Source organism: Chloroflexota bacterium, assembly GCA_009840355.1.
Taxonomy (GTDB): Bacteria; Chloroflexota; Dehalococcoidia; order Lucifugimonadales; family JADFKI01; genus Bin90.
In genome coordinates this window covers 50,014-64,197 of record VXNZ01000025.1, presented here as the reverse complement: position 1 = coordinate 64,197, position 14,184 = coordinate 50,014, and the positions used below count along the sequence as shown (strand labels likewise).

General features: G+C 57.3%; 11 protein-coding genes. 1 reads left to right on the top strand and 10 read right to left on the bottom strand.

The features are described from left to right. Window positions 1–72: 72 nt before the first annotated feature. Window positions 73–1,686, top strand: coding sequence for an ABC transporter substrate-binding protein (locus F4X57_07260; GenBank protein ID MYC06954.1), 1,614 nt, complete (start codon window positions 73–75; stop codon window positions 1,684–1,686). 83 nt (window positions 1,687–1,769) lie between these two features. On the opposite strand, the gene F4X57_07255 is transcribed toward F4X57_07260, so the two are convergent. From F4X57_07255 to F4X57_07210, 10 genes are all read right to left on the bottom strand, one after another. After that, a complete protein-coding gene (locus F4X57_07255; GenBank protein ID MYC06953.1) occupies window positions 1,770–3,848 on the bottom strand; it encodes a CRTAC1 family protein in 2,079 nt (692 codons plus the stop codon). A gap of 47 nt (window positions 3,849–3,895) precedes the next feature. Continuing rightward, a complete protein-coding gene (locus F4X57_07250) occupies window positions 3,896–4,852 on the bottom strand; it encodes an ABC transporter permease (GenBank protein ID MYC06952.1) in 957 nt (318 codons plus the stop codon). 52 nt (window positions 4,853–4,904) lie between these two features. Next, window positions 4,905–5,948 carry an ABC transporter permease gene (locus tag F4X57_07245; protein ID MYC06951.1) on the bottom strand — a complete coding sequence of 348 codons (1,044 nt, stop codon included), beginning with the start codon at window positions 5,946–5,948 and terminating at the stop codon, window positions 4,905–4,907. A 112-nt stretch (window positions 5,949–6,060) separates the two neighbouring features. Beyond that, window positions 6,061–7,830, bottom strand: a complete 1,770-nt coding sequence (locus F4X57_07240; protein MYC06950.1) for an ABC transporter substrate-binding protein — start codon at window positions 7,828–7,830, stop codon at window positions 6,061–6,063. Window positions 7,831–8,152: 322 nt separating this feature from the next. After that, entirely contained in the window at window positions 8,153–9,145 is a 993-nt protein-coding gene (locus tag F4X57_07235; GenBank protein MYC06949.1) for an ABC transporter permease, read from the bottom strand. Between the two features lie 19 nt (window positions 9,146–9,164). Continuing rightward, entirely contained in the window at window positions 9,165–10,109 is a 945-nt protein-coding gene (locus F4X57_07230) for an ABC transporter permease (protein MYC06948.1), read from the bottom strand. Between the two features lie 146 nt (window positions 10,110–10,255). Beyond that, complete coding sequence (locus tag F4X57_07225; GenBank protein MYC06947.1) at window positions 10,256–12,277, bottom strand: hypothetical protein; 2,022 nt, start codon at window positions 12,275–12,277, stop codon at window positions 10,256–10,258. Between the two features lie 358 nt (window positions 12,278–12,635). Then, the gene (locus F4X57_07220; protein ID MYC06946.1) at window positions 12,636–13,184 is read right to left on the bottom strand and encodes a hypothetical protein; all 549 of its coding nucleotides are present in this window, start codon (window positions 13,182–13,184) and stop codon (window positions 12,636–12,638) included. Then, the gene (locus F4X57_07215) at window positions 13,141–13,488 is read right to left on the bottom strand and encodes a hypothetical protein (protein ID MYC06945.1); all 348 of its coding nucleotides are present in this window, start codon (window positions 13,486–13,488) and stop codon (window positions 13,141–13,143) included. Before F4X57_07215 ends, F4X57_07220 begins: the two co-directional genes overlap by 44 nt. Next, entirely contained in the window at window positions 13,422–14,063 is a 642-nt protein-coding gene (locus F4X57_07210; GenBank protein ID MYC06944.1) for a hypothetical protein, read from the bottom strand. The genes F4X57_07215 and F4X57_07210 overlap by 67 nt, the downstream gene beginning before the upstream one ends. Window positions 14,064–14,184: the final 121 nt, after the last annotated feature.

Sequence of the window (14,184 nt, the reverse complement as noted above, 5' to 3'; positions counted from 1 at the left end):
TATCTATTTCAGGATGCCAATTATGCCGATTTCGTATCCAAAAGAATCTAAATCAACTGAGATTGAAGGCGCATGACGAACAGACTTTTGCTTATCATCGTAGCCGCGCTGGTGGTTGTAGCCGCTATCGTGGTCGCTCTCGCGTACACATTTTTCGACTTGGGATTGACACCTAACACCAGCGGCGGATTGCGTGTGGCGCTGTCATCGTTCAGCGCGGAGACCCTTGACCCGTCGCTGGATAATCAGGATGGATTGAAATATCACGGGCATCTTTACGATCACCTAGCCGGCGTTAACGGCGAAGGCAGGCTGGACACCCGGTTTGGGCTGATAAGCGATTGGGAGGTAAGCCCGACCGCCGATGCGTTCACGCTCACTATCCGCGAGAACGCGCAGTGGCACGACGGCAAGCCTGTCATCGCGGAGGATGTGCGCACCAGCCTCGAGTATTACTTCCGCGAGGACGCGACATGCGGCGTGTGCGGCAACGTGAAGACCACCGTCGCAGGCGTGGATGTGGTGGACAACCGTAATGTTACGCTGCGCCTCGCCAGCCCCGATGTGGTGTTTGTGGGCTTGCTCGCGCCGGTGGAGGGCGACATGCCCCTGCTGCCCGCGCATGTACTGGGCGACAATCCTTCCGCGCTGAACACCGCGCCGATTGGCAGCGGTCCCTGGCTCTACGGCTCAAAATCGCTCGGCGAATCCGTTCACTTTGAATCCAACGCGGTATATTGGAACGCCGAGCGCATCTCGCCGTTCGACACGCTTGACATCACGCTGGTGCCGGAAGAGCCACAACGAATCGCGCTGTTAGAGGCTGGCAGCGTTGACATCGCGCCAATCGGCACGGACGCATTCGAGCACGTCAGAGAGAATGATTACAGGATCGACGGTCCAAAGCATGTAGTGTCCACCGCGCTGCGCTTCTTCATGAGCTACGACACCGACTTCCTGACATCCAGCCTAGAGTTCCGCAAGGCGCTCGCAATCGGCGTGAACATGCCGGAGATTGTCGCATCTGCGTACCCGCCGGAAGCCGCAAGCGTGGCGACGGGTTCGGCGCTCTTCACTCCGGTTTCGCCCGGCTACATTGAAGACCTGCCGACATATCCATACGACCCGGACGAAGCGCGAGCGCAATTGGCGCAATCCGGATACGCGGGCGAGACAGTGAAGCTAATCTCCCTCGTCGCCTACGGTCTATCTGAAATGCCGCTCATCAATGAGATGATTGTTGAAGACTGGCGCGAAGTCGGCATCAATGCGGAAGTCGTGCCGACGGAGTGGCCCGCAGTGCAACCACTATTCATGCCCCGACCGCAGCTCTTCGACGATTTTGCGCCTGCGCCGGTGCTACATGGCGCGCAGCCGTCGCGGCCCGGAGGCGACATCAACAGTGTCCGGCGCTACATGAGCGGCGCGGACGGCGCGATGCTGACCTACTACGCGCCCGACGTTGCGGACGCGATGCTCAACCAGATACAAGCCGCCGTCAACGACGACGAGCGCAATCTGACCCTGCAGGCGTTGAACCGCAAGACATACGCCGAGTTCTGGGCAATCCCGATCTTCTGGCGGCACGACACCTACGCTGTCAAGCAAACCCTAATCGGTTGGCAGCCCACCAACGGCACGTCTTCCGATCTCCACTTCGAGACAATAACACGCTTGGCACAGTAGGGTTGACCGAGTGATTCAGCGGCGTAGGGCGGTCTGAATATGGCGTTACAACGCAGTGAATTGAGATATTCGCCGGCGATAAACTACTGTGCCGGCTCCACTATTTCCAGCACTTGGTTGGCGTCAACATCTTCAAGCATCTGCGTGCGACCACTTGGCCAGTGTACCTCGATCCAGTCAACGCTGTTGGAGCGTCCCAGCCCAAACTCCAGCTCCACGCTGTCCATAGATAGGTAGCTCGAACCGGCACGAACCTCTTGCACCTGTGTCATCCCGCCCGCGCTGACGTACACGCGCGCGCCGATGCCGTCGGCGTTGCTGCCCGTGCCGTCGATTGCCATCCTGCCCTTGAGGCGCAGCGCAATCCAACGGTTGTTGCCGCCCGGATTCATCCACACGAATATCGGTCCGCCCGCCTCGCTGAACGACACCTGCCGCGAGTCCTCCCACAGGCTGCCCTTGCTGTTCGTGCCAATCAGGTCAAGGTAACCGTCGCCGTTAAGGTCGCCGTGCGCCACGCCCTTGCCGTTCTCGTGAAACATTGGGTCAATGCGGTGCAGCCCTGCATTCTTCTTCGGGTCGGCAGGGTCAATCTTGTCGTAACGCGCGCGCTGCACATCGACAAGCTGCGCGCGCACCGTGATGTCCTCGAACGCGCCGCCAACATTGCGCATCATCCTTCCTGCCGATGGGAACACTTCGCCGCCCGGCGCTTCACCTCTGTCCACCGTCGAACCGAGCCAGTACAGGTCTTCGTCGCCGTCGTTGTCGTAATCGAAGAATGTCGTGCCGAACGCGAAGTCGTATGCGCTCAATCCTGTTGGTACGACTTGATCCGGGTGAATGTTGGCGGGATCAAGCGAATCGGGTGGCATCAGCGGGCTCGGCGTTACCGCGACCGATGGCGCGACATCGTGGAACGCGCCGATTCTTCCTGCGCCGGGTACATCGCGCACACCGTCGTTGCGCAGCAGATAGTGCAGGCAAGTGCCCCAGGCGAAGCGCTCGTGGTACGCGCAGAACGGCATCGGCGTGTCCGGCGGCGCGGCAAGGCGCGGATGAAAGCCGACATTCGACACGAAGATGTCCAGGTCCGCGTCGCCGTCGTAGTCGCCGATGGCGAAGCCCATCCACGCGCCTACCTGATCCACGCCCATGACGCGTGCCACATTCGTGAAGCGCACATTTCCGGGCGACGAGTCGTTACGCAGCACGTGCAGCCTGTCGCCGTCATTCGCCACCCACAAGTCGGAATCGCCGTCGCTGTCGTAGTCGAAAAAAGTTACCGCCTGAGTCTGCCCGCTTGGATCGCCCACGCGACTGCCGAGGTCGTCGCGCAGATTGGGGTCGTAGCCTTCGTACTCGTCCCCGGTTTCGGCATCCTTGTACAGCACCGGCTCGCCGTCGCCCTCGCGCATCCAGACCTGCTGCCCGTGCACGCCCGAACTCTCGCTGATGTCTGTGAATGTCAGGTCGCCGTTGTTGCGAAACAGCACATTGTACTGCCCGTTCTGGAACGGCACGCTCATGCCCCGGAAATCGTCCTCCGCGAGATTGCCGACATAGATGTCCACCCAGCCGTCGCGATCGACATCGGCGCAAGTCGCGCTCATCGCCGTGCGCGCGTTGGCAGCATCGCCGAACGCCGCTTCCGTGATGTCGCTGAATGTGCCGTCGCGCATATTCAGCAGCAGTCGATCGATATTCTGCCTGCCTTCGGGCTGCGAGCGATAGTCCAGCCTGTCCGTAAGGCTACCCTGCGCGCCGACATATATGTCCTGAAAGCCGTCGTTGTTCACGTCGCAGGCGACAACGCCTGTACCGTGAGACTGTCGCAGGGCAGCGCCGGCATCATCCGCGACATTCTCGAATGTGCCGTCGCCGTTGTTGCGATACAGCCAATTGCCGAATTCATAGGCGTTCGACACATAAAAGTCCATATCGCCATCGCGATCATAGTCGAATACCACCACGCCCGGCCGGATATTCCATGACTCCTTGAGTCCTTTCAGCGCGTCCTGCGTAACATTCACGAACGGAAGTATGACATCCGGGACGGGGGCGGGTTCTATGGTTGCGTCGTCGTTGCGTTGGCAGGCGAGCGCAAAAGGAGCCGCCGCCACAACCAGTGCGACGGCGGACCACTTCAAGAATGCATGCATAAGTAATTTGGCCTGAAAGGCGATATTAAAGTATAAGCGCCGCGATCCTAGTCAGCCCCGCGCAGCCTTGGATCGAGCATATCCCGCAGCGCATCCCCAAAGATATTCGAGCAAAGCACCACGATAGTAATCATCAGCCCTGGCGCATAAACCAAGTGCGGGTTGTCCGCGAAGTAGTTCGCCGCACCCGTCAGCAGATTGCCCCATGACGGCGTAGGCGGTGAAATCCCAACGCCGAGGTAGCTGAGGGATGCTTCGATCACGATGGCGTTGCCCACATTTACTGCTAGCATCACAATCCACGGCGCCCACGAGTTAGGAACCAGGTGGCGCAGAATTATCCGCAAGTTTGAAGAGCCGATCGCGCGCGCCGCCTCCACATACTGCATGTTACGTAGCACCAGCGCGTGAGAGCGCAGTAATCGAGAGGCGTAAGGGGATATTGCGATTGATAATGCGACAATTACCAAGAACACAGCTAAGTCAATATCGAAGAAGATTAGGTTCAACTCCCCCTCGAGTTCAAACGGAATGATGATTGCCATAGCCAATATGATACTGGGTATGGCCATTAAGGTGTCCGTCAGGCGCTGGATTATGAGGTCCGTAATGCCGCCGAAATACGCGCCGGTAATTCCAAACAGCGCTCCCACTGTGATGCCAAGAGTTGGAGCGACCAACCCAACGACTAGAGATACCTTGCCCCCGTGTAGCAGGCGGCTGAAAAGGTCACGAGTTATCCTGTCCGTGCCGAGTATGTGTATACGCCCGTCCTTAGACGGTGAAAACGGCTCCGCGAATCGGACGCCTTGTCGCTCGTATGGGTCGAAAGGCGCGACGAAATTGGAGAATAGCGTCGATACCAGCACAATAGCGAGTACCACTAACGCTACGGACGCTGCCGGGTATCGACTCCAGAATCTACCGACGGCGGTTCCTGCCCTTCGTGACAGGCTCTGGGCAGAAGCTTCGGTTGTTGGGAAGCTTAATCCTGCTTGGCTCATAATGTCGGAAACTCCTTCAATGGAAAGTCGAGCGCCTGACGCTGATTCTGCGCTACGAGTATCTGATTCGTGGATCGACTACCGAGTAGAATAAGTCAACCACCAGTATCCATGCGGCGAGTATTATTGTCAGGATGACGACGATGCCGACAACCATATCGTAGTCTCGCGCGAGGATTGAGAACAGAACCTGCTGTCCCAGTCCCGGTATGGAGAATACGAACTCGATGACTACCACGCCGGAGATGATGAAGCCGAAGTGATAGCCCGCCATTGTCAGCACCGGGATGCTGGCGTTGCGAACCGTATGCCGCGCGACCACGATGAATTCACGCAGTCCCTTAGCGCGGGCAGTACGCACATAGTCTTCGCGCAGCACTTCCAGCATCATCGAACGGACCAGCCTGCTCAGCACCGCTGCCGAAGTCAGCCCGGTTGCGATGACGGGCAGGAATAGCTGCGCCAGATTTCTGCCCGGATCCGTAAAGAATGGAGTGTAGTTCAACGGCGGGCTCCAGTTAAATACCCGCGATGCGAATATGATGAGCAGGATGCCAAGCCAGAATGATGGAACGGCTAATGAGAGCGCTGTAAATATCCTTATGCTCTGGTCCCACCAACTTCCTCTAGTAATTGCCGATAAGATACCTAATGGGAAGGCGAGCAACAATGAGAATATCATTGCAAGAATTGCCAGTGTTACTGTGGCCTCCATTTTGTCCTTGACGATTTGGCCTACATATCTGTCCTGATAATTTGAGTATCCGAAGTCTCCACTTATGACGCCTCCTATGGTGGCGTCGGCAGATGAACCCACTTCCCCTTCCCCGCGGCCAAGATCAGGCGGAGGGTAACCAATGCCGCGCAGTATGACGCAATTTCCGCACAGCCAGTGTGCATACTGAACGATTATTGGGTTGTTCAGCCCCAACTCTTCCCGCAACTTCGCCTTCGTTTCCGGAGTGGCGCCGCCCTCTGATGTCAGCGTGCTGACGATATCACCCGGAAGCACGCGCAACATGAAAAACACCAGCGTGCCTGACAGGAACACCGTGGGTATGATGAGCATCAACCGGCGTATTATGTATTTCCACATATCACAAGCCTTCGCTGCAGGTCAGAGCTAAATATCCATGCTAGCCCACATCCCGACGGGCATTCGTTCCGGTCGGGATGTGGATGACTCTATTGCTATCGTTGTAATTTTACTAACAACTGGAGCTCGGGTTCGGTGCGTCGCAATCCAGCCACACATCCTCAAACTTATTGTTACTGAAGATTTCCTGCACTACGAGGTCCCAGCCGTGTACATAGTTCCAATGGAACTTGTTCTGGTTAGCCGCCATATAAGGCACACTGGGCACCCACTCGTCTTTCATAATCCTGTGCATTTCGCCGAAGAGTTCATCGCGCTCCTGCCCTGCAGGAAGTGTCCGCGCGGAGTTCCACGCTTCCATGTAATTAGCCGGCGGGTCCCAACCTCCGTTACGTCCACCGCCTGGACTGTACATGATGTCCGCAACCGGAACCACTCCGCCGTAGCTGGGAGCTGTACCGCCGGTCGCCGCTTCGTAGTTCCTGCCCTCGACCGTCGCGATCATTGCCGTCCAGTCCTGAACGCGAATCGTGACATCAACTCCGATTTCCTGCATGTCTGCCTGCAGCAACTCTCCATGGTGCGTGCGTGCGGTCACGGCAATGACCTCGAACTCCGTCAGACCGCCTTTCTCGGCGAAGTCCTTCGCCATCGCAAGCTCTGCCTCTCGGTTCTCCGGCTTGTATCCGGGTATGGTGTCCAGTATCTCCTGCTGGTCAGGGAAAACATAGCTGAACCAGCTTATTGGGAACACTGGGTTCTCCGCACCTTCACCATCAATGACGCCTTGCTTGTAGAATCCATAGAACACGGCCCTGCGAGCATCAACATTGTCAAATGGAGGCTTCTGGTTGTTGAGCTGAATTGCCGCTACGTCCACGAACGGCTCCACTTTGAAAGTTGCCTGTCCGGGGTTGTCGTCGAGAAGATTCTTGTACTCGACGTGGCTCAGGCTAAATGTCGGCTTCGTAGCGTCTGCCTGCTTCGTTCGAATCGCGGCTATCTGCGCCTGTGGCTCAATAATTACGATGGAAGTAACATTGTCCAAGTAAGGGTAAGGGGATCCATCTGGCGCGTCTCTGAAGTAATCGGGGTTTCTTTCAGAAGAAACTGAGACCTGGTCCTCAGCGTCGGTAATCTTGTATGGTCCGGTGCCGATTACGTCTTGCCACTTATTGATCGTGTTCTCATTGGCTTCAAGGATATGCTGAGGAATCAGAGAATGCCACTGGTTAGCAGACTCAGCGATAAAGTCGCCAAAGGAATCCTTGAGGTTGATCTCTAGCGTGTTGTCGTCAACCTTGTTCATCGTGTCGATTAGCGCGAAAGCGCCCACGCGAGGCTGAATGATTCCCTCTGGTGGATTGCGCCACCTGTCAATCGCATAGATGATGTGATCGACGTCGAATGGAGTTCCGTCATTCCACTGGGTCAAGTCCTCGTCAATATGGAAGGTAAACGTCTTTGAGTCGTTTGTGACTTCCCATGTCTCAGCCATGTCGGGCCAAATCTCGATGCCGTCGCGCGGCGAGAACTGGAGCAAGCCGCTGTACATTCTGCCGCCATAGTGGAAGAGTGAGATCCAGGTGCTAGTCTGCGAGAAGTCCCACTTCGGCGGGAATGTCGCATTGATGACTCGCAGATGACCGCCCCTGACGACATCCCCGTCAGCCATTGCGGCTGCGGGCGCCGCGGGCGCTGCGGCTGCCGGTGCCGCGGTTGGAATCGAGGGAGGCACGACGGTCGGCGGGAATGTCGCCGTCGCCTGCACCTGCGCCGCCGGAGCAGCGTCGGGCGCTGCGCCTCCGCATGCAATGGCAAACGCCATCAGCGCAGCCAGAGCGAAACTAATGCACAATGCTCGTGTAAGACTAATCCGCATCTTTGCTTCGTCCTCCTAAATATATTCACGATTATTCTACTGCATGTAACAGGATGGCTCACCGCACAAACGGCATGTGCTCTAATTGCCAACACTGTGTGGGAGAGGTTTATGCGTATGATGTGTGGAACAATCGCAGCGTCTTGCGTGAACTTATAATTGATAATATTGAGATTGTCAAGCCTGACAGGACTGACATATCTCAACCCAGAAAAGGCGGTGCTAATGACACACACCTTTTCGTAACGCCTATGTCCGGAAGTCTAGCCTGTCTTCCCTCCCAATTGAAGGCGGGCTGATTTCCGACGATGTGCGCTGTTGTTTACAGCTGCCGCAGCCGCGGGTCCCATCGGTCGCGCAGCCAGTCGCCGATGAAGTTGAACGCCAGCACGGTCAGGAATATCGCCATGCCGGGGAAGAACGCCACCCACCAGGCAGAGCTGAGGTAGTCGCGTCCGTCAGCGACCATTGAACCCCATGTCGGCGTCGGCGGCGGAACGCCTGCGCCCAGGAAGCTGAGTATAGACTCCGCCAAAATGATGCTGCCCACCTGAAGCGTTGTCGCCACTACGATGGTATTTGTTACGCCCGGCAGGATATGGCGGTACATTATGCGGAATGTGGACGCGCCCGCAATCTGCGCTAATGCCACATAGTCCAGGCTCTTGAGCTGAAGCGTCTGCCCGCGCACGAGGCGCACGATGCCGGGCCAGCTCGCCAATGCCAGTACCAACACTATCACATCGCCGTTGATTAGCACTTTCTGCCCAAGCACAATCACGATAATCAGCGCGAGCAGCAGGTACGGTATAGCCGTCGCGACATCCGTCAGGCGCATTATCAGCTCGTCGAGGACGCCGCCGAAATAGCCGGCAGACAAGCCCAGAACCGTGCCTACGAGAGTTCCCACGATAATTGCGACCGCGGCGAGCACGAGCGACACACGCGCGCCATATATGATGCGCGTCAGCAGCCCGCGACCGAGCGCGTCCGCGCCCAGCAAGTAGAAGTTCTCGCCGGTCTGACGGCACTTGTCCAACCACGGCACCTCGGGAACCTCAGTGTTGTTTATCGGATTCTGCTTCGTGCCGCAAGTCTCATACCAGAAGGGCGCGTCCGTTTTGGCGCGTAAGTCCTGCTTGATAGGTTCGTTCGGCGCGATGATAGGCGCAAAGACGGCGGAAACCACCAGAGTTACGATGATGAAGATGGGGAACACCGGCCAGCGACGCAACACATACAGAACCTTGCTTATCAAGGTCTGCTGATTGGCGCGCTCGATGCTCTCCAGGTTTACCGCCGCTGCTTGTGCCATCGTATTTGCCGCTCCTAGTCTAGGAGTACCGAATTCTCGGGTCGATGAATGCGTAGAGTATATCCACGATGAAGACGGTCATCACATATAGGATAGTGAACATCATCACCGCTGTGGTCATCACCGGGAAGTCATTGTTGATGATTGCCTGCACCGTCATGAAGCCGAGGCCGGGCCAGGCGAAGACCGTTTCGGTTACGACTGTGCCTGCGATAAATGCCGCCATTATTAGCGCCGAGAATGTGAGAGGCGGAATAAGCGAGTTCTTCAGCGCATGCTTCCAGATTAGCGTGGCGTTGCCCACGCCCTTGGCGCGTGCCAACTTTACAAACTCGGAGTCCAACACTTCCAGCATGGACGAGCGCACTAGGCGCATTAGTCCGGCGGAGGCAAGCCAGCCCAATGTTATCGAGGGCAACACGAAGTATCTCAAGCGTGATAGCAATGTTTCGTCGTCGTCCCCACGTGTTCCGGGCGGCAGCCATTCTAATTGAACGGCGAATATGAGAATTAGCATAATGCCCAGCCAGAATGGGGGGAGCGCCTGCCCGAACACCGCGAAGGTTCTTCCGACCAGATCCCATAAAGAGCCGCGTTTAACCGCGGAGAGCACGCCTAGCGGCACCCCCGTAATCAGCACGAACACCCACGCCGCAAGCCCTAACTGCAAGCTCGCAGGCGCGAATATCCTCAGCATCTCCGTGGATTCGTAGCCTGACTTCAAGGACTTGCCGAAGTCTCCGGTCAACGCTTTACCCAGCCAGATGAAGTACTGCATGACCAGCGGCTTGTCCAAGCCAAACTCTCTGCCCCAGGCGTCCCACTGCTCTTGCGTGGTGTAGCCGGACGCCAGAAAGAGATAGCGCGGATCGCCCTGAAGCCGCGACATGCTGAACACTATCAGCGTCGCCGCAATCACGGACAGTATCGTAAAGAACAGCCTGCGAAGCACGAAGGTCTTCATTGGGGCATAGTGTCCTTACTCTGGGGTTTGAGTAAATAAGCGCCGCCGTGCCTTGTGGTCTTATGAGCGGCGCGAGTTAGGTCGATATGATGTGGAAAGCGCGCCCACCCGGATTAGTCCGGAATGGGCGCTTCAATTGCCTTTGACTACTGAGGCGGCTGATAGACCACAGTATCGAAGCTGTTGGTCAAGCGCCACGGCTTGAGGTCCCAGTCCTGCACGGTGTCGGGGTTCATGCCGATGAGAGTCGGCACTTCCACGATGCCGGTGCCGGTCTTCAAGTCGAACCAGCGGTCCATGATTTCCTCGCGCGTAGAAAGGTTCTCGTCGGAGCCTTTATCCTGAATGCGAGTGATGTCGAAGTCGTTGTAGAAGTTGTTGTCCTCGATGCCCGCGTTATAGCCGCCCGCCGAAGCGATGGGCCACAAGCAGCAGACCGGAATGGTTCCGCCCGGGTCTTTCGCCTGCGCGCTGTTAGGACCCCAGCTCGTCTGCCACACGGACTTGATTGAGCGTCCGACCATTGTCGGGCGACGCGACGAGTATGCCGTGTTGTCGATGTAAGGCTTCAAGCCAAGATGCTCTTCCCACATGCCTACGACAGCCTGGCAGACCTCGATGGATGTGCCGTTGCCCGCCGGACAGTAGTACTCGAATTCGAATCCGGGCTCCACACCCGACTCCGCCAGCTTTTGCTGTGCGATTGTCGGGTCGAACTGAGCTGCCCACTTGTCCTTATACTCGGGATGCGTCTGGTGGAAGGCGATGCCGCCGCCATGTCCCGTGCCGTAGATTGCGCCACCGTAACCGGAAACAATCGTCTCGCCGATGAGGTCGCGGTCTATCGCATATATCAGAGCCTCGCGGAAGGCTTTCGCCTTCATCATGTGCTCCGTCTCGTAAGAGAACTTGTCGGTGTCCTGGTAGTCGAAGCCGGTGGCGTCGCAGCCGGAGCCGAGTGCACCTGATGGGTTCGAGCGGTCGGCGTCCGCGCACTCTATACGCGGGTCGCCAATCCATGGATGCTCATCGTCAGGGTAAAAGCCCTCGCGAAGTTCTACAGGGTCGCCTGTCTGCGGGTCTTTGTACGACCAGTAGTTGCCCGCCATGTAGATGAACTGACCGAGAATCTGGTTCAGCCCGTCGTGGAACTTGAAGCCTTCGTTCTGCAAGTCCGCTACATCCTGGATAGACACCATGGATATGTCTGCCTGCCCGGTCTGGAGCAGAGCGGTGCGCTGTGCCGCCTCGCTTGCCTGCCGCAACTTCAAGAACGCGAAGTTCGGGTTGTTGTTCCAGTGGTCAACGCGCGAAGTCGCCTCGATAAGCTCGTTGGGACGCCACTCCTGCACATAGAAAGGACCCGTGCCGTGCGGGGTCGTCAAGATTTCGTCGCCGATTTCGTCGTAGAGCGTCTTCGACACGACGCCAATAGCATCGCCGCACATGCTGCTGATGCCTGCGCCACCGCCGTTAAGCCAGTCGGCGATGTAGTTGCGGAAGGTGCCCTTCAGCGTGTACTTGTCGGTCGCTTCCCAGAGCTTGAACCAGTCGCCCGCCTCGCCCGCATTGGAGTGCGTGGCGGCGGGGTTGTTGGAACCGGCGTCGTTGAACGACCATGCCGCGTCCTCGGCGGTGAATTCCGAGTGCCTGCCCGAGGCAACATAGAAGTCCACGCCTTCGCGCAACTTAACCGAGACCGACCCCTGATTTTCGGGGTCGTCGAAGTTCGGAGGAAGGTCGTACTCCCAGCTCAGCGCCAGCATAGGCGCTTCGCAGGTCTCGTCGGACACCTTGCCCTTGCCGCCGTCGCCGGCAGTGTTAGGCTCCCATGTAACCAGCAGTTCTTGGAAGCCGTAGTAGTAGTTCATCATATTGTCGGGCCATGTCGCCTTCTCGTTCCGATAAAGGGGAGACCCGACATTGTCCAGCACCACTGTTAGAGTGGCGCCTTCGCCGGATGCTGCTGCGGGGGCTTCTTGTGCCGGCGCAGGCGCTGCGGTCGGCGCTGTTTGCGCTGGAGCCGCAGGAGCTGGGGCCTGTGCGGCAGGCTGCTGCTCGGGTGCCTCGGGCGCGGGCGCTGCGCCACCGCAAGCAATCGCGGCAAAAGCGACCAGCGCCGCCAAAGGCAGTAGCCACAAGAACCTTCCATTCTTGCCTTGTGTCATTTCTCGTCCCTCCAATTTTTTATAGGTGTCCAAATGTCCCTAACTTCTAAGAAATTTGTGAAACATTGCACCCATTCCAGAATTCAGGTCATATTATTCTAATCGCCCGCGCAATGTCAACTTGATGAGACCATCGGCGTCGTTGAAGAAAGTGTTGGAATAGACGAAGGATCGAAGAAGGCGAGAGCGTCGCATGATTGGAAGTGTTGTAAATCGGTCTGTTCGGAGGTCTCGCCATGCTATTCATAGAACTTGCGAAGCAGTCAGTCCCGTGCGAACAAGCCTGTCCGGGAAATCCCCCAATTTCGGCCACGAAGCCAATTCAGACCTGAGTGCATTCTGCCCGGCAGGCTTTGAATTATAATCTGCCCTCGACCTGCACCGTAACGATGTCCACGCCATGGAATTTCTGATGTCGTACAGCGGAGGAATGGTATCGCAATAGCCTGAGCGAAAGATCATCGACTGTTGGCACTGCCTCTTCGTCGGCAAGATAAGCCAACTGATCTTCGATGTTCTCCTGACGCATTGTGGCGATGAATTCCAACTCCAGCATCGTTCCTTGCGGCCTTGCGTTGATGACTAGGCGCCTTTGCTCCGAGCCGCCAGAGTCGTCCTCTTGCAGCTGTAGGCTGGCGAGCGTTTCTTCGCCGGCGGACCGCAACCGTAATGTGGAGGTTTCGTTCCATCCCAGCCTAGATGCCAACTGGGTAAGAAATTCATCAATGTCTGGGAGCGAAGTCATGCTCAGTGTAGTCTGTAGGCGCGAGTGGCGTGTACTCGTCGCTTCGAACAGTAGCGTCATGCCGATGGCAACGATAGCCCCGACGGTAACTCCACTACCGAGTAACGCGCCTAGTTCATCACCAAAAATGTCCCGCGTGACGGGATGGCCTTGGATGCCCAAGCCCAGTGCGCTCGCGAGCGCGACCACCAATATACGCCTGGAGTCGAGTCCGTCGCGTAAGATAGTCTGCCAAGCCGCTGACGAAGAGCATTCCCATGGCGAGAATTAGGTAAGCGCCCAACACGGGACCGGGGACAGTTAGCAAGATGGCAGTAAACTTCGAGAAGAATGCCAGCGCCACAATGACAATCCCCACCACAATGCCGACACGACGGGCGGCGACTCCGGTGAGGCTAATCAGGTAGAGACTGTATGAGGCGTTTGCCATTGTGGGCAGCGTGCCGGCGATGCCGGCGAGCAACATCCCAATCCAATGCCATTGACGCTGACCATGCCCTGTACCCGACGGAAGTCGATCGCTCGTGGCAGTTGCCGGGAGCCTTGCTGGATCACCACACCGTCGCTGATAGTCTTGATACCCAATACTAAGGTCAGAATCTCGAACGAAGGCAAGAGAGCCCAGAACTCCTTGCCCGGCGTGAGTTCGAAACTAAGCGCGGGCATCTCGGGGATGCCAAACCAACTGGCTTTGGCTATTCGGTCTGTTTCGACAACGCCGAATGCGACAGCGACAGCGCATCCGGCAAGGATGCTAAGGATGCTGATGAACGGCGCTACCAGGCGCCAGCGCCCGCTCACGCGCAAAGTCACAATCACCGATACCAGCAAGGTCATTCCCGCAATCGCCGGCCCTGCCATAGATGGAGCATTGCTGGGTAGATCCTGAATGGTATCGAAGGCTATGGGCAGCACGCTGACAGCGATCAGGATTGTCACCGTGCCGGAGACGACCGGCGTGATTATTCGCCGTAGGATTGGCAACCACCAAGCGAGCGCGACCTGAATTAAGCTGCAAACCACCATCAGTGTCGCGAACATTCCGGGCCCAGCCGCAGAGATTGAAGACACCATGACGGCAATGAACATTGCAGCGGGCCATGCGAGCACGAGGTGCCCGGCCGAATCGCTGTAGTCGGAACGCTTGCAACGCCGTGATTGC